We start from the raw sequence: 17,400 nt of genomic DNA, 5'->3' as shown, positions 1-17,400 counted from the left end.
CTTGACGGACGAGTGACAGCGGTTTTACGGTGCTCGCACGCAATATGAAACGTTTAAAGGCCGAACTCGGCGTGCGGCTGTGGCGCACGGCTCCCTGGAGGTCGACAGTGAACGATTCAACCGAGGTCGCAGCGGGCCCGTCGCCACCCGTCGGCGCGGCGGCCATCCTCGCGCTCGACGCGGTGAGCGTCTCGTTCGGCGCGGTGCAGGCTCTGCGTTCGGTATCGCTGGACCTCGCACCGGGCAGCGTGCACGCTCTCGCCGGCGAGAACGGCGCGGGGAAATCCACCCTGGTGAAGGTACTCGCGGGCGCGTTGCGCCCGGACCGGGGCCGCGTGCTGGTCTACGGCGAGCCGACCGTCTTCCGCGGACCGGCCGACGCGCGCGCCGCCGGAATCGCGGTGATCTATCAAGAACCGACCGTCTTCCCGCACCTGTCGATCGCCGAGAACATCTACATGGGCCGTCAGCCGCGCGCCACGCTCGGGCGGATCGACCGGGCGAAGATGCGCCGGTGGACCGAGGATCTGTTCGCCCGCCTCGGCGTCGCACTCGACCCGGACCAACCCGCCCGCGGCCTGTCCATCGCGGACCAGCAGATGGTGGAGATCGCCAAAGCGCTCTCCTTCGACGCCAGGGTCCTGATCATGGACGAGCCGACCGCCGCGCTCACCCCGGCCGAGGTCGAGCGGCTCTTCGCGGTCACCCGCGCACTCAAGGCGCAGGGCGCCGCGATCCTCTTCATCTCGCACCGCCTGGAGGAGATATTCGACCTCTGCGACACGGTCACCACGCTGCGCGACGGCGGCTGGATCGCCACCGAGCCGGTGGCCGGGCTCGGCGCGGACGACCTGGTGCGCCGCATGGTCGGCCGGGATCTGGGCTCGCTCTACCCCGAACAGCACGCGCGGATCGGCGAGGTCGCCCTCGACGTGCGCCGGCTCACCCGCGAGGGCGTGTTCACCGATGTCTCGTTCCAGGTGCGCCGCGGCGAGATCGTCGTGCTCGCCGGGCTGGTCGGCGCCGGACGCACCGATGTCGCCCGCGCCGTGTTCGGGGTCGACCGCTGGGATGCGGGCAGCGTGCGGATCGACGGCCGCGCGCTGCGGCCGGGATCGCCCTCCGCGGCGATGGCGGCCGGGATCGCGCTGGTACCCGAGGACCGGCGCGCGCAGGGACTGGTGATGATCCACTCCATCGAGCGCAACAGCACCCTGACCGGAATTCGGTCCCTGACGCGCGGCGGACTGGTCAGTCGCGCCGCCGAACGCGCCCGGGCCACCGACTGGGCCGCGCGGCTGGAACTGAAGTACGGACGGCTGACCGACGCCGTCGCCACTCTCTCCGGCGGCAACCAGCAGAAGGTCGTCCTCGGCAAATGGCTGTCCACAGCGCCGAAGGTGCTGATCGTGGACGAGCCGACCCGCGGGATCGACGTCGGCACCAAGGTCCAGGTGCACCGGCTGCTCTCGCGGTTGGCCGCCGACGGCGTCGCGGTGCTCATGATCTCCTCCGACCTGCCCGAGGTGCTCGGCATGGCCGACCGGATCCTGGTGATGCACGAGGGGCGCCTCGCGGCCGAACTGCCGCGCGAGGGCGCCACCGAGGAGGCTGTGCTGGCGGCGGCCACCGGTGCCCGGATCCGCACGGAGCGGAATCAACGCCCTGCGGAGGACGCCCGGTGAGTTCGACGACGTCGACGACGCTCGCCCCGCCCGAGGGTGCGGCCTCCGCACCGGACACCGCCCCGCGCCGCCTGGCCGCCCTCATCGCCCGCGCCCGCCAGGCCGCGATCCTCGCCGTCCTGATCCTGCTGCTCTCGGCCGCCGAGCTCGACGACCACCGCTTCCTGAGCAGCCAGGGAATCAAGGACCTGCTGCTCGACGCGGCGATCCTGATGCTGGCCGCGGTCGGCCAGGCGGCGGTGGTCATCACCCGCAACGTGGACCTGTCCGTCGGCTCGGTGCTCGGCATCAGCGCCTTCGCCGCCGGAGATCTGCTGGCCGGCGGCGCGGACCCGGCCTGGGCGGTGGCCGCCGCGATCCTGCTGGGCGCGGGCTTCGGCCTGGTCAACGGGCTGCTGGTCGGCTTCGGCCAAGTGCCTGCGCTGGTGGTCACGCTCGGCATGCTCTACGTCGTGCGCGGCATCGACTCGATCTGGGTCGGCCCGCGCGAGATCACCTCGCAGCGGCTACCGCCCGGCTACACCGATTTCGGACACGGTGGCCTCGGCCCCGTCCCATACCTGGCGCTGATCGCCGTCGCCGCGACCATCGCGGTCGGCTACTACTTGGCCCACTACCGCTCGGGACGGGAGTTCTACGCGATCGGCTCGAACGCGCATGCCGCACGCTTGGCCGGAATCGGGGTGCGCAAGCGGATCGTCGCCGCGTACGTCTTGGCCGGGTCGCTGGCCGGTCTGGCCGGCGCGCTCTACGTGGCCAGATTCGCCTACGTCGACGCGACCACGGGCACCGGCTACGAATTGACCGTGGTCAGCGCGGTCGTCGTCGGCGGCGTCGCGATGACCGGGGGCGTCGGCACCGTCTACGGCGCGGCTCTCGGCGCGCTCCTGCTGACCTCGATCAACAGCGTGCTGCCGGCCCTGAACGTCAGCTCGGTCTGGGAGGAGGCGATCGACGGCTTCCTCCTGCTGCTCGCCATCGCCGCAGACCGGATCGTAGCCGGGCGCGTCAACACCGCACTGCGCAAGAGGAGCGCACGCCATGGCTGAACCCCTCCGCGCGGCGACACCGCTGCGCGGGCGCGTCTTGCGTCCGCGCTGGGACGTGGCCGTCGCCGTGTTCCTGGCCCTGCTGGTGGCTTACGGTCTGGGGACCGAGAAGACCTTCGGCAACACGCTGAACATCTCCTTCCTGCTCGGCAACACGACCACCATCGCGATCGTCGCCTTGCCGATGACGCTGCTGGTCGCGGCCGGGGAGGTGGACCTGTCCGTCGGGTCGATGGCGGGGTTGTCCGGAGCGGTGATGGGCGCGCTGTGGAACGCGAACTGGCCGATCCAGGCGATCATCCCGTTCTGCCTCGCCGTCGGCCTGGCCGGAGGCCTGCTCAACGGCCTGCTGGTCACCCGGCTCGGCCTGCCCTCGCTCGCCGTCACCATCGGCACCCTGACGCTGTTCCGCGGCGTCGCGCAGATCGTGCTCGGCGCCGACGCGGTCTCCGACTTCCCGCAGAGCTACCTGGACTTCGGCACCGGCCGCATCGGCGGCAGCGCCATCCCGTACATCTTCGTGCTCTACCTTGTCCTGCTTGCGATCGCGGCCATCGTCCTGCACGCCACGCCGTTCGGCCGCCGGCTCTTCGCCACGGGCGCGAACCCCGAGGCGGCGTTCTTCGCCGGAGTGCGGGTCAAGCGCACCAAACTGATCATGTTCGCGGCCACGGGGCTGGTCTCCGGCGGCGCCGGGGTGATCTGGGCCCTGCACTACACCAGCGCCCGCTACGACAACGCCACCGGTCTGGAACTGTCCGTCATCGCCGCGGTGCTGCTCGGCGGCGTCGACTTCGACGGCGGGCGCGGCACGCTCGGCGGGGCGGTCGCCGGGGTGTTCCTGCTCGGCACCGTGCAGAACCTGCTCAGCCTGAAGAACGTGTCCGCCGACTCGCAGACCATCGTCACCGGTCTGCTGCTGATCGCGTCCGTGCTCGGCCCCCGCGTCGGCCGCCAGGCCGCGGAGTCCTACCGCCGATGGCGCGTCCGACCGCAGGCCGAGACCGCCCCCGATCCGGCCAGCTCCTCCTGAACCAACGCACCCGCTCACATCCACGCTGTCCAAATCGACACAGCACCGCTGTTCTCAACGACGAGAGGTACCGCCATGTCCGTATCCACCCGCTTGACGGCGGCCGCGGCGGGCGCCGCGATCGCGGCACTACTGCTGTCCGCCTGTAGCGGTACGACCAAGAGCAGTACTACGGCCGGCAGCACCGCGGCGGCCTCAGGCGCGGCGGCCAACCCGAACGCGGCGACCAAGACCGGCCTGAGCGTCGCCTACCTGCCCAAACAGGTCAACAATCCGTACTTCACCATTTCCGACACCGGCGGTCAGAAGGTCCTGCAAGCCCTCGGCGAGTCGTACAAGGAGGTCGGCACCTCCAGCGCCACTGACACCGCCGGCCAGGCCAACTATGTCAATACCCTCATCCAACAGCAGGTCAACGCGATCGTGGTCTCGGCGCAGGACCAGAACGCGTTGTGCACCAACCTCAAGCAGGCGATGAAGGACGGCATCGGGGTGGTCACCTACGATTCCGACACCTCCGCCGCCTGCCGGAACCTGTTCGTCAGCCAGGCCAGCTCGGAGGCGATCGGCCGCACCGAAGTGGACCTTCTCGCCCAGGAGATCGGCGGCTCGGGCCAGATCGCGATCCTGTCGGCGGCGCAGACCGCGACCAATCAGAACGCCTGGATCGGCTACATGCAGGATGAGCTCAAGACGAAGTACCCGAACATCCAGATGGTCAAGATCGCGTACGGCAACGACGATGCGCAGACCTCGTACCAGCAGACTCAGGGACTGCTCCAGTCGTACCCGAACCTCAAGGGCATCATCTCGCCCACCACAGTCGGCATCCTCGCGGCCGCGCAGTACTTGGACGGCTCGTCCTACAAGGGCAAGGTCATGCTGATGGGGCTCGGCACGCCCAACACGCTGCGCAAGTACGTCAAGGACGGCACCATCACCGCCTTCGAACTGTGGGACCCGGCCAAGCTCGGCGCCCTGGCCGCATACGCCGCGGTCGCTCTCCAATCCGGCCAGATCACCGGCGCACCGGACCAGACCTTCAAGGCCGGCGACATGGGCAGTTACACCGTAGGCGCGGACGGCGTGGTCACCCTCGGCAACCCGACCGTGTTCAACGCCGCGAACATCGACCAGTACAACTTCTGATCTTCTGACCCTGATCTGCCACTGAACGGCGTTGTGGCCGGGCACCGCGAGACCCCCGGCCACAACGCCACGGGATCGTCGACTTCATTCTGCATTCCGGCCAGTTCGCCACCGCCTACGACGAGCACGACGCCAAGCCCCACCGCTGGACCTACGACGGCACCCCGCTCAAAGCGGCATGAACCCCCGAAAGATCGATGCGGTGCTGCACTAGGCAGACCCTTGTTCCGCAACTCTTGACGATTGCCCGTTCGGGGAACACGACGACAGCCTTGCCGCGCAAGTGCCGCTGGGGGAAGTCGATGACGGCCCGTCGCACGTCCTCGAACGCGTACTCGACGGCGATCGGCACCTGCAGTCGCCCGGCGGCGGCCTGCGCGGCGAACCCTTCGAGTCGGCCCTCTGGCAGGGTGACACCGGTGTAGACGCCGACGACACCATGGTCGAACAACGCCGGGCCGCCCCTGGGCGACACCACGAGGCCGCCGGTGCGCACGGCCGCAGCCGAGCGTGCGAGGTCGAATCCGGCCAGGGCCAGGTCGATCACGGCGTCGACACCGCCGGGCACCAGCCGGTGCGCCTCTGCCGCCGTGTCGGCCTCCCGGTAGTCGATGACCTCGTGCGCGCCGAGGCCGCGCAGGTATTCCTCGTCCTCGGCCCGGCCGGCCGCCAGGACCCGCAGCTCGGCCTGGTTGGCCAGCTGCACCGCGAACGACCCGATGCCGCCCGCCGCACCGACAATCAGGACGCTGCCACCCGGCTTCACCTCGGCGGCGTCCAGCAGCGCCGCACCGGTCAGCGTCGCGGTCGGCAGCGCCGCGGCCCGGATCGCGTCCAGTCCCGCCGGGCGGTGTGCCGTGCCCTGCCCGTCGCCGACGACCGCGAACTCAGCGAAGGCGCCGGACGGGGTGCCATTCCAGGCCAGGACCGCGTCGCCGGCTCTGAATCGGGTGACGCCCTCGCCGACCGCCTCGACGACGCCGCTGATGTCGACCCCGGGGATGAACGGATGCGCGACCGGCAGCGCGTCCCGCATCACGCCGGTGATCAGCACCGTGTCCGCCGGGTTCAGCGCGGCGGCCTGGGTACGGACCAGGATCTGTCCGCGACCGGGGACCGGAACCGGCATGTCCTCGACCGCCAGGTCCGTCAACGACCTGTAGTCGCGGGCAACAAGCGCCTTCATGAGTTGAGATCCTCCGTCCGCGGGGCTGCCCCATCGGGATGCCGCCGAGTACCAAGCTTCCCGCTGACGCCGGACGGCGCATCGGCGAGGATCGCCTAGATTTCGCCGGTGCCCCGGATTAGGCGATCCGGATCGCGCACACAGACCTTTGACCTGGCGGCAGCGCTGCTAGCATCCCGGCCATGGGTAAGCCGAACTGGTTCGACGAGCGGGAAGCGCTCGTCTGGCAGAAATACCGCACGTTGATGCGCGAGCTTCAGGGTGTCCAGGACCGGCAGCTGGCCCGCGCCTCCGGGCTCTCAGGAGCCGAATACGCTCTGCTCGTCCCGCTTTCCGAAACGCCCGACGGCGTGCTGCGGGCACGGGATCTCGGCGCCGACGTCGGCTGGGACCGCAGCCGGGTCTCCCATCAGGTCCGGCGCATGGAGCGGCGCGGGCTGGTGGCCCGGGAACCCTGCGAGGACGACGCGCGCGGGTCGATGGTGCGACTCACCAAAACCGGCCGGGCGGCGATCGTGGCCGCGGCGCCGCGCCACGTCGACACCGTCCGCAAGTACTTCTTCAGCCCGCTGAGCCGGGACGAGATGGAGACGCTGGGCGGCTTCTTCGACCGGATGCTGCACGCCCTGACCCAGGAGTGACGGAGAGGATCGTCACCGCGCGAGCGGCACGTCGCGCAGTTGCCGGCGCGAGGTGATTCCGAGCTTCTTGAAGATGCTGCGCAGATGCGCGTCGATCGTCCGCGGGCTCAGGAACAGCTGGGCTCCCACTTCCTTCGACGTCGCGCCGGTGGCGACCAGCCGGGCGATCTGGAACTCCTGGATGGTGAGGGCGGCCGCGGCTCCGGTGGAGATCCGGCTGCTGACATGCTCGCCCAGCGCGTCGAGTTCCCGGGCCGCGCGCGCGGCGAACCCGGCGGCGCCGATCTGGGTGAGCATGTCGAAGGCCTCCCGGAGCTGGGTGCGGGCGGCCTGACGATGGCCGGCCCGCCGTAGCCACTCGCCGTGGAGAAGGCGGGTCCGCGCCGCGTGCACCCGCCCCTCGCTGCGGTCGAAGAAGTGGATCGCCTCCCGGTAGAGCTCGTCGGCCTCGGGGCCGACGGACATCAGGGCCCGGCAGTGAAGCCCCGCCGCCGCGGCCCAGTCGGTGGTACTGAGCGCGGTCCGCTCCACGAGCCGCTCGACGACCGGCACGGCGAGCTCCCGATGACCGGAGCGGACGGCCGCTTCCACGAACTCGGCTGGGACCGTCGAGCTGAAGCCCATCTCGTCGAGGTCGGCTGACGGCCGGCAGGCCTCCAGCGCATCCTCGTAGCGGCCGAGACTGTTGAGGACCACTGTCTGGGCATACTCGATCGCGGTGACGAGCCGGCCCTCGCCGCGCTCCACCGCGCCGCGCCGAAAAGTCTCGGCGCGCTCGATGGTCCGGGCCTCGCCGCGCCATGCCGCCAGAGACACGTCGACATAGTCCATGCCCGGCGCTCCGATCTCGGTGGCGATCGCGTACGCCTCGGCGATAAGTGAGGCGGCGTCGTCGAACTCCCCGGCGTGGAGATGGGCCAACGCCCGGTAACTCAGCGACACAGGAAGCGCCGCCACGGCGCCGGACGCACGCGACGAACCGACCTGATACTCGGCGAGCACGCGCAGCGCCGTGTTGTCCCACAGGTCCAGCGCCGCGCTGCACGCCAGCCACAACTCGCCCGGCGAGAACGCGTCGGCGTGCTGCTCCCCGAGCTCTTTGAGATAGAGGTCCACCACGTCCCGGAGCAGCGGCGCGGCTTCGAGGAAGCCGCCCCGGACCTGGGTGGTCAGACCGTCGAGCAGGACGTCGAGCGGCCGCGGCGGGTCCGGTGCCGGCAGCACCGCGCGAGCGGCATCGGCCGTCTCGAACAGCCGTGGGCCGTCGGCGAACCGTCCGACGAAGACCGCCGCGGCGAGGGTCTCCAGGAAGATCTCCCGGGCCGACGCCGCGTCCAGAGGCACGAAGAGCCGGGCCGCGGTCTGCAGCCGGGCCACCGCCGCGTCGTTGCGGCCCTGGTCGAACGCGATCCGGGCCCGCAGTGTCGTGCTGCGCGCACGGGAGAGGGCGTCCAACGGCCCGGCATCGGCGACGGCGAGGAGGTCCAGGGCGGCGTCGGCCGCCCCGGCGTCGCGCTTCGCCCCGGCGGCGGCCAGCGCCCGCTCGACCCGGCGCGCCGGGTCGGGCGTGAGCCGGGCCGCCGCTTCAAGGAACGCGGCTTGGGCAGCGATGCCACCGCGTGCCCAGGCGCGGCCGGCCGACAGTTCGAGTGCGTCGGCCACTTCGGCGTCCGGTCCGGCGACTGCTTGGGAATAGTGCCACGCCCGGCGGTCTGGTTCGTCGATGTCTGCCATGGCCTCGGCCAGCGCGCCGTGCGCGGCCCGGCGATCGGCGACGGAGGCGTCGCGGTAGACCGCCGACCGGACCAGCGGGTGCCGGAACCGCACCCACAGGCCGAACCTGATCAGCCCCGTGTCCTCGGCAGCCGCCGCCGCACCGGCGCCGACACCGAGGAGTTCGGCAGCTCGCCACAGGACGACCGCGTCCCCTGTCGTCTCCGCGGCGGCCACGAGCAACAGCAGACGGCTGTCCGGCGGGAGGTCGCGCAACCGCGACCGGAAACTCATCTCCACTTTCCCCGAGACGGCAGTCGCGCCGGGCTGGGCGAAGCCTCCAGCCAGGTCGGCGCTGCGCGGCAGTTCCAGGAGGGCCAGGGGGTTGCCGCGAGCTTCGGCGAGGATCCGGTCGCGGACCCGGCCGTCCAGGGGCGCTCGGATCCTGGATCTCAGGAGTCTGGCGGCATCCTGGTCCGGTAGGCCGCCGAGCCGCATCTCGGGAAGCCCCGCGAGCTCCCGGTTGCCTTCGGGTTCGCGCACCCCGAACAGGAACGCCACGTGCTCGTTCTGGACGCGCCGGGCGGTGAAGGCCAGCGTCTGGGCGGACGCCTGGTCCAGCCACTGCGCATCGTCGACGACGCACAGCAGCGGCCGCACCGCCGCAGCCTCTGAAAGCAGGCCGAGCACGGCCAGACCGACCCGGAAGCGATCCGGAATGCCCTCGCCACCCATCCCGAAGGCCACGCTCAGGGCATCGGACTGCGGCGCGGCGAGCTTCTTCAGCCCGTCCAAGACCGGTGAACAGAGCTGATGGAGCGCGGCGAAAGCCAGTTCCGTCTCGAACTCGATGCCGCTGATCCGCAGCGTCCTGATACGGTCGTCCGCTGAGGCCGACTCCAACAGGGCTGTCTTGCCGATGCCCGCCTCGCCGCGCAGCACGAGCGCGCCGCCCCGCCCCGATCGCAGATCGCCCAGGAGCCGGTCCAGCGCCTCGGACTCGCCGCGTCGGCCGATGAGCTCCGCACCCTCGCTCGCCGCCTGACGCGCTGGCATATGCTCCTGCTTCCCGGCCTGCTCACGCAGCATCGGTGATGCGCACTGGAAACATTTGCTTACGCATCAACAATACAGGTGATCGGTCGGTGACGTCATGTGAGCATTGAGGTTTTCTCTGCAGCGATCAGGCGATCATCTATTGCTCGAATCGGGTGAGGTCATCTGGCGGATAGGCCCTGCGGCGCTCGCGGGACAGGCCGAGCCGCCAACTCCCGCTGCTGTCAGGCGACGCCTCGTCCTACGGCCGACCGCACGTCGCACCAAACGACGGTGTGCGATTCCTCGCGGATGCATCCCCAGCGGTCGGCCAACAGCTGGACGATTTCCAGGCCTCGGTGTGATTCGGCCAGCGCCTCGTCCGTACCGGGAAGCGGTTGCAGCGGCTGGAGGCCGTCTTTGCCTTCGTCGCGGACCTCGATGCGCACCGCCGAGTCGAGGTCGCGCAAGATGACCTCGAACAATCCTCCCTGGCCGGATCGCGAGTGGCGGATCGCGTTCGTCGCGAGCTCACTCACGATGAGGACCACGTCGTCGAGTTCTGAGTACCCGAAGAGCTCGGTACTCACCGCCCGGCGCGCAACGGCGACTTGGTCCGCGGTGGCCGGGAAGCGCCCACGCCAGATGGCTGACGTACGCCTCGGCACCGACGTCGGGTGCGATCGTTCCGGACTCATCACGGCCATCGGAATCGACTCCTCAGTACGGCAGTCTGCGGCCCGAGGGCGTCCGCAGATCCAGGGGCGGAAGGGGGGTGGGGCGACGTGGCACGCGGATCCGGACTCGCCTCATGAGAGGACCTCATCTCTGTGGGGTGCCTGGGCCTTCGAGAGCCACTTCGACCCTCGTTGTCAGCGTGCGGCCCGATGGCAGCCGGAACATCCGTAAGGTGACCTATTTCTTGGGACGGCACCTTCCCAGGACACCGGCACCCCACGCCCCTGATCGACATCGCCGAGTGCCGAGCGCAAGAGACCGTACCCTCATTCTTCGAACCCCAGCCGACCGGACCAACGTTGATCCAGTGCACCTCCGGGAGCACCTCGCGACCCCCTCGGGTTCGGCTCCCGCGCACGCGTCGAAGACGGTGCAGTACGGGCAGCGGGGCGTCGTATCCGCCAGATGGCCTACATCGGTTGCAGCATCGGTTTGTCCAGCCGCCTGCGCCGCTCACTGTTCCTATGCCGCCTCACCGCATGGCTGCAGGTCAACCGGCCGAATGAGGTATAGCGGCCTTGACCGCCGCACCGGTCTGGAGGGGTCCGGCGCCGATTCGAACAAGCAGGAAACCTACGTCTACTCGCCGATGCCGTCGGAGCAGGACCCCGCGATCGTCATCAGGAGAGACCGGACGCCAGATATCTCGTCGGATGTGAGGCCGGCCGGCAGTCGAATGAGGGGCAGGGTGGAAGATATGGCTGGATCGGCATTGATCACGGCCCCTGGCCGTTCGGTGCGGCCGATGGCCGGGGCGCCGGTGTCGTCGCAGGTAAAGGTTCGCCCACAGGCTCCGGCGGAACGCCCGGGGTCCGAGCCGGCGACGGTCGGAATCGTGGTCAAGGAAGCACTCACCCGTGCGGGCATGCGGAGCATCCTGGATGCCGGCGCCGGCATGACGGTGATAGGGGACGCGTACGACGCGCACAGCATGATCGATCTCGTGCTGCGCTCGAGGCCCAACGTGCTGGTCGTCGACGTCTCGATCCCGGACTCGGACATGGTGTCCGCCGTCGCCATGCTGCGGCGGAAGATTCCGCAGACGCGTGTGGTCGCGCTCGCGGCCGTCGTGACCGACGAGTTGGTCTTCCGGGCGCTGAGCGCGGGGGTCACCGGCTTCCTGCTCAAGGACTGCGACCCGGCCGAGCTGGCGGGCAGCGTACGGGCGGCAGTGGCCGGTGACGCGGTGCTCACGCCGTGTGTGGCCCGACGCCTGATCAACAGGTTCGCCGGATTCGACGTGGAGCGGGCCAAGAAGTCTCGCGCGCTGGTCGACAGCCTGACCGAACGTGAGCGTGAGGTGTTGGCGCATCTGGCGGGCGGGCTGGCCAACCTGAAGATCGCCCGGGAGCTCTACATGAGCGAGGGCGCGGTCAAGGCCCATATCAGCCGGCTGTTGACCAAGATGGGCTGCTCCAATCGCGTCGAGGCCGCGATCGTGTTCCACCACGCCGCCTCGCCTCACTGACTCGAGCTGCGCCGCCATGCCCGCCCGACCCGAGCCCAGGGGGCTGATCATGAATTGAGCGGAAACCATCACGTCACCGATGACGAGCAAGTAGCACAGCTCACCGGGGACTTCTTCCAGGGCGACCCGGAGTTCGCCACCGAGCTCGCCCGCGTCGTGCTCTTTCTGTAGCCAGCACTCGTTCCCGCCTCATGATGGGAAGAACATCGGGTAAACGGCGAGCACACGGGGCTTATTGCCCGACGTCTCCGAGATGAAGGTGGCACGCCCGCTGGGCGGTCTCCATGCTCTGAGCGCCGATAAGGTCATCCGGACGGAGCGTCCGAGGAAAGTCGGGCCGAGCAGTCAGTCTCGGTAGCTGGCACCGGGACGTCCGGCTGCTCGGACGGTCACGGTGTATCAGGCCATTACCTTACTCGCTGTTCACTACCCGGTCCAACAGTGTTACTTTCAGGTGGACACCGTTACTTTGGGGTGGACACCGTCAGGTTGCCAAGCCAAGATCGAGGCCAACCCGGGTCCGGTGAGTCGAACATGGCTTGCAGGCCATCTGGAGTCGCATTGCGCCCACATCATCGACGACACCGAACCGCGGAGTTCGCGCTCGAAGTCTGCGAAGCCGTGAGGTTCTCCGGCTCGCACCAAGACGCGATCAGGGAGCGGACCGCCCGGGGAATGAGAACCGCCATCTATGCGGAGTGCACGTTCCCCGGTGGGATCTTCTGGGGCGTCGGAGTCGGAGATGAAGCCCGGTCGGCTGCGGCCGTCGCAGGGCAGGCGTGATGGCCGCTTTGGACGCGTGGCCCGTCGATCCCCCGAGCGTGTGGGTAGGACGGCAGCGAGAGCTCGAGATGTTGAATGCCGCTGTGGAGTCCGTCGCGGGCGGCAAGGGTTCGGTCGCATGGGTGGAGGGCGACCCGGGGATCGGAAAGTCCGTTCTCGCGGCGACCTGCGCGGAAGCAGTGCATGAGGCGGGCTGGAGTGTGTTCTGGGGGACGGCGGACAAATTGTCCGAACGGCTTCCGCTCGGCGCCATGCTCGATTGTCTTCGGATCCGGCATGACTCCTCCGATGAACGGTGCCGGGCGATCGCCGACTATCTCCGGCGTCAGGGATCCGGCTCCCTGGTCGTCAACGATGTCGTGCACACGGCCTCGGAGATGCTGCATGTGCTCGTAGACGAGCTTTGCGCGGAGTCTCCGGTGTTGATGGTGCTCGACGATCTGCACTGGGCGGACGAGGCGTCGCTGGCCGTGTGGCATCGGTTGACGCTCGAAGTCGCCCAGCTGCCGCTGCTGCTCCTCAGCACGAGTCACCGCAATTCGCGCCGGCCCGCGGTGCAGGAACTCCGCGGAGCCGTGGCCCGGCGCGGGGCCACGGTGATCCCGGTCGGGCCGCTGACCGGATCCGAGGTCGACACCCTGGTGATGAACATGATCGGAGCCGCCCCGCGAGAATCGATGACGCCACTGGTGGCCAGCGCGATGGGCAACCCGCTGTACCTGCGCGAGCTGATCAGAACTCTGAGCTCAGTGCATTTCGCGAACACCGCGGCGACGGGGGGCGGCCTGTCCGACCTGTCCGCCAAGATGCCGCCGTCACTCGTGGCCGCGCTGCGCGACCGGCTGAGCTTCATACCGCCGGCGACGATGGAGCTGTTGCGCGTCGCGGCACTGCTCGGCGGCGAGTTCACGGTCGGAGACTTGGCCGTACTCCTTCGCCGGTCGGCCTTCGAGATCGAAGGCGAGGTGCAGGACGCACTGGCCGCCGGGGTCATCACCGAGGTCAATTCGCAGTTGGCGTTTCGCCTCCCGCTGGTTCGCAACATCCTCTACAACAGCTCGTCCCATGCGATGCGTGCGGCGCTGCACCAGGACGCGGCGAAGGCCTTGGCCGACGCGAACGCGGAAGTGCTGGTGGTGGCGCAGCAGCTGTCGGCCTCCGGACGTGCCGGGGGAGCCTGGGCCCGGCGCTGGCTGCTCGCGGCGGCACCGCGCTTGTTGGCGCGGGCGCCGGAAGTGGGCCTGGAGCTCCTGCAAAGAGAGGTTGACGAGGCACAGGTGCACGATGGCGAGTGGGCATCGCTCACCGTGACTCTCGCGCGATCCCTGCTTGCAATGGGCCACAGCGTCGAAGGTGCACGGCGGGCGCGTCAAGCGCTCGTCGTGGCGACCGAGCCGGCGGCCCGAGCTGAGATCCACTGGCTGCTGGCGCGCTCGTTCTCCAGCGTGGGGCGCAACCACCAGGCTTTGGAGACGGTGGAACGCGCGCTTTCGGAGCCGGACGTGCCAGGCGTGTGGCGGGCGCGGCTATTGGCGTCGCTGGCGTTGTTCCAGCGAGCGGATACCGGTGACCTGGATGCCGCCGAGATCTCCGCGCGTCAGGCGCTGCGGGTCGGCGAGGACGTCGGAGACGCTTTCGGCATCGCGTACGCCCTGACGTCGCTGTGGATGATCAGTTCCGTTCGACGCGATCACGTCGCCGCGCTGGACTATGTCGACCGGGCGCTGGAGACGCTGGGCATGAGCGCCGACGACGCCGATCTGCGGACCTTCGTCCTCGACAGCCGGATTTTCACGATGCAGAACCTCGACCGCTGGCGCGATGCCGAAGCGACTCTGCTCCGAGCGCGAAAACTCGCCCAGGGCGACAGTTCGGGTTTCGTGGCTCCGAGCATCACCGCAGCGGTGCTCATGTACTGGTTCGGACGCTGGGACGACGCGCTGGCCGAGCTGAGCCCGGTCGCCGACGAACTCGCGGAGGTGACCTACTCGGGCCTTCGCGAGCGGGGACCGGCTCTGCTCCAGCGCGGGGTGGCCGCGCTCATCGCCGCACGTCGCGACGAACGCCAATCGGCGTCAGACCTGCTGAACGCCGGATTGAACCTTCCTGTGAACACGAGCGACCGTGAGAACAGCGACTTCCTCATCGCGGCGCATGCGCTCGTCGCGGAGCAGGACGGTGATCCGCATCACGCGCTGTCGATTCTGTCGGTGTTCCTGCAACGACGTCCCGGTGAGATGACGCTGGTCCACCAGTGGCTGCCCGACATCGTGCGGCTCGCGCTCTCCGTGGAGGATCGTTCTGCCGTCCAGGACGCCTTGCGCGTCTGCCGCGAGGAGGCGGCGGCTGAAAGCAGGCCGGCCAGGGCGGATGCAGCCGGAAACCGCTGCGTGGGATTGGTCGATCGAGACCCGGTGGTGCTTGGCGGGGTCGTCGAGCACTATCGGGCCACCGGACCGGTGGTGGACCTGGCCGGCACGCTCGAGGATCTCGCGGTGGCGCTCGTCGCGCACGGCAAGATGGACGAAGCCAGGAATGCCCTGAACGAGGCCGTGGAGCTCTACGACAGGTTCGGCGCCGCCTGGGACATCGCCCGCGCCGAACGGCGGCTTCGCACCCTCGGTATCCGTCGCGGCGTCCACGGGCCGAGGACGCGGCGTCCCGCGTTCGGCTGGGAGGCTCTCACCCGCACCGAGGTCAAGGTCGCATACCACGTCGGCCAGGGCATGTCGACGCCGAAGATCGCTGAGAGCATGTCCCTGTCCCGGCGTACCGTGCAGACTCACATCTCGCACATTCTCACGAAGCTGGGGGCGCGCAGCCGGGTGGAAATTGCGCGGGAGGCGTTTCGCCGGGGACTGGGTGAGGAGCCGGCGGAGGACGGACCGGCGGCGCACCGCCAGACACGTTCGGCCCCTCAGCCATGAGGAAGAAGTCGAACACGAGGGCTGCGTACTCCTTCTTGGAGATCCCGGTATTGTTCGCGATCGAGTGCTGAATCGTCAGTGCCAGCGTACGTTCGGGTACGCCCTGTGCCCGCAGTAACCCGGCGAACTCTTGCTGGGACAGACGGTCGTCCGCGTTTCGGTCGCACAACGCGAAGACCGCGTGGATGCACCGGAGGATGAGCTCGGCCAGCTCATCCTCCACGTCGCCGCTGTAGCGTGCGGTGAATTCCGACCGGGTCACCTCGCGGTCGCCGTCGTCCGCGCGGCCCGAGATCCCGCGGAACCAATCCAGGACGGCGTCTCGTACTTGGACCCCGTTCGGGGAATCGATCGGAGCCTGGAACTGGGAGCACAGGTAGGAGGCGAAATCCTCCCAATCTCCGCGAGTCGTGACCCCGTCACCGTCGATGTCTATGACGTCGAAGCATTGCCCTAAACGCTGTTCGCGTGCCTCGGCCGCAAAGCGTTGCATCAGTACACCTCTCAGACCGGGTAACCCCGGTCGGACACGGCCATGTCGTCGGTTGAAGCACTTCCGTGCGTGAGGCAGGTCGTGCACGGTCAGCCCTTTCAGAGTGCCGAAGCGCGCCGGCGCAGACATCCGCCAGATGACAGTCATCGTCGCGGAGTTCGGCGTCAGCGGGCCCGGCCCAGTCTCTCGACTTTCGCGGTCACGCTGGGATGAGTTGGCTGGCCAGTCGGTAGACGTGGCTTTCCGACGGGCTGTCGTGGCCTGCAGCGGCACCGGATATGTGCACGTAGATCAGGACCCTGCGCAGCTTCGCGATCACGTCTTCGAAGAACGGGTCCTGCTTCGCGACGTGCCAGGGACTGAGCCGACGACGCTCGAGCGCGTCACCCTGCTGGTGGCCGTGTTCGGCGTACCCAGAGCATGACCAGGGACCGGACCGGAAACGCGAAGGGGCACTGTGCCTGACAGATGTGGCTGAGGGATGCGCCGCCGTGTGGGGCAGAGGCGTCGATCGGCCTCAACCTGGTCCGCTTCGTTGACGGCGGCGGTGGGGGTAGCGAGGCTTCGGCCAAAGGCATGCTCCCGCCGTCGGATGGACAGCGGACCTCCCGCCTATGTCGGCCGGGTTGATCGCCCACCGGGATTGGTGATTGAGATGAACACGCAGACAGAGTCTCCGCAGCAGCAGCAGCGAAAGGTTCTGCTGCCCTCGCCCCGCTCCTTCTGCGCCGGGGTCGAGCGCGCCATACAAATGGTCGAGAACGCCGTGGACGCCGCGGTCGGGCCGGTATTCGTCCGCAAGCAAATCGTGCACAACACCCACGTCGTAAGTCAGCTCGAGGAGCGCGGGGTCGTGTTCGTCGACGAACTCGACGAAGTCCCCGACGGGGCGACCGTCGTGTTCTCCGCGCATGGCGTCGCCCCGGCGGTGTGGGAGCAGGCCGCGGCCCGGAACCTGACCGTGCTCGACGCGACCTGCCCCATGGTCTCCAAAGTCCATGCCGAGACCCGCCGGTTCGCCGCCCGCGGGGACACCGTGGTGCTGATCGGGCACGCCGGTCACGAGGAAGCTGAGGGCACCTTGGGCCAGGTACCTCAGGCCACTGTCCTCGTCCAGAACGTCGCAGATGCCTTCAGTCTCCAGGTGCCTGACCCGTCCCGGGTCTCCTACGTGACTCAGACGACTCTCGCCATGGACGAGGTCGCTGAGGTGATCGAGGCCCTGCGCACACGGCTGCCGCTCTTGCAGGAGCCGCCATCGGACGACATCTGTTATGCGACCACCAATCGGCAAGATGCCGTGCGCGCGGTGCTGGATGAATGCGACCTTCTCCTCGTGATCGGCTCCTCCAATTCCTCCAATTCCCGGCGCCTGGTCGAACTGGCCGCCCGCCACGGTGTCGCCGCTCACCTGATCGACGGCGCCGACGACATCGACCCGGCCTGGCTCCGGAACGCCGGGACCATCGCGGTCACGGCCGGGGCCTCGGCCCCGCCGGT

General features: G+C 69.0%; 12 protein-coding genes. 9 read left to right on the top strand and 3 right to left on the bottom strand.

Features of this window, described 5'->3' with window-relative positions:
* The first annotated feature begins 44 nt into the window (after positions 1–44).
* The 4 genes from VGZ32_RS10065 to rhaS all read left to right on the top strand — a co-directional run bounded on the left by VGZ32_RS10065 (position 45) and on the right by rhaS (position 4,916).
* Positions 45–1,685, top strand: coding sequence for a sugar ABC transporter ATP-binding protein (locus VGZ32_RS10065; protein WP_414642526.1), 1,641 nt, complete (start codon positions 45–47; stop codon positions 1,683–1,685).
* Positions 1,682–2,734 (top strand): ABC transporter permease, encoded by a 1,053-nt coding sequence (locus VGZ32_RS10060; protein WP_326885638.1) that lies wholly within the window; start codon positions 1,682–1,684, stop codon positions 2,732–2,734. The genes VGZ32_RS10065 and VGZ32_RS10060 overlap by 4 nt, the downstream gene beginning before the upstream one ends.
* Entirely contained in the window at positions 2,727–3,767 is a 1,041-nt protein-coding gene (locus tag VGZ32_RS10055; RefSeq protein WP_326885637.1) for an ABC transporter permease, read from the top strand. The genes VGZ32_RS10060 and VGZ32_RS10055 overlap by 8 nt, the downstream gene beginning before the upstream one ends.
* A 75-nt stretch (positions 3,768–3,842) precedes the next feature.
* Positions 3,843–4,916, top strand: a complete 1,074-nt coding sequence (rhaS, locus tag VGZ32_RS10050) for a rhamnose ABC transporter substrate-binding protein (RefSeq protein ID WP_326885636.1) — start codon at positions 3,843–3,845, stop codon at positions 4,914–4,916.
* Between the two features lie 151 nt (positions 4,917–5,067).
* Here rhaS and VGZ32_RS10045 read toward each other — a convergent pair whose 3' ends face one another.
* Complete coding sequence (locus VGZ32_RS10045) at positions 5,068–6,102, bottom strand: NADP-dependent oxidoreductase (RefSeq protein WP_326885635.1); 1,035 nt, start codon at positions 6,100–6,102, stop codon at positions 5,068–5,070.
* Positions 6,103–6,284: 182 nt separating this feature from the next.
* Between VGZ32_RS10045 and VGZ32_RS10040 the strand changes: the two genes are divergently transcribed.
* On the top strand, positions 6,285–6,743 hold the full coding sequence (locus tag VGZ32_RS10040; RefSeq protein ID WP_326885634.1) for a MarR family winged helix-turn-helix transcriptional regulator: 459 nt from the start codon (positions 6,285–6,287) through the stop codon (positions 6,741–6,743).
* A 12-nt stretch (positions 6,744–6,755) separates the two neighbouring features.
* Here VGZ32_RS10040 and VGZ32_RS10035 read toward each other — a convergent pair whose 3' ends face one another.
* Complete coding sequence (locus VGZ32_RS10035) at positions 6,756–9,512, bottom strand: ATP-binding protein (RefSeq protein ID WP_326885632.1); 2,757 nt, start codon at positions 9,510–9,512, stop codon at positions 6,756–6,758.
* Between the two features lie 224 nt (positions 9,513–9,736).
* On the bottom strand, positions 9,737–10,189 hold the full coding sequence (locus tag VGZ32_RS10030; protein WP_326885630.1) for an ATP-binding protein: 453 nt from the start codon (positions 10,187–10,189) through the stop codon (positions 9,737–9,739).
* A 629-nt stretch (positions 10,190–10,818) separates the two neighbouring features.
* Here VGZ32_RS10030 and VGZ32_RS10025 point away from each other — a divergent pair.
* The 4 genes from VGZ32_RS10025 to ispH all read left to right on the top strand — a co-directional run.
* Entirely contained in the window at positions 10,819–11,697 is an 879-nt protein-coding gene (locus VGZ32_RS10025) for a response regulator transcription factor (protein ID WP_326885629.1), read from the top strand.
* Positions 11,698–12,479: 782 nt separating this feature from the next.
* Positions 12,480–15,407 (top strand): helix-turn-helix transcriptional regulator, encoded by a 2,928-nt coding sequence (locus tag VGZ32_RS10020; protein ID WP_326885628.1) that lies wholly within the window; start codon positions 12,480–12,482, stop codon positions 15,405–15,407.
* 728 nt (positions 15,408–16,135) lie between these two features.
* Positions 16,136–16,324, top strand: a complete 189-nt coding sequence (locus VGZ32_RS10015; protein ID WP_326885626.1) for a hypothetical protein — start codon at positions 16,136–16,138, stop codon at positions 16,322–16,324.
* A 231-nt stretch (positions 16,325–16,555) separates the two neighbouring features.
* A partial coding sequence (ispH, locus tag VGZ32_RS10010) for a 4-hydroxy-3-methylbut-2-enyl diphosphate reductase (RefSeq protein ID WP_326885625.1) occupies positions 16,556–17,400 on the top strand: 845 nt, incomplete at its 3' end.

This window comes from Actinocrinis sp., assembly GCF_035938995.1.
Classification (GTDB): Bacteria; Actinomycetota; Actinomycetes; order Streptomycetales; family Catenulisporaceae; genus DASZGI01.
The sequence above is the reverse complement of the archived record's forward strand: the minus strand, read 5'-3'. Positions and strand labels throughout refer to the sequence as shown.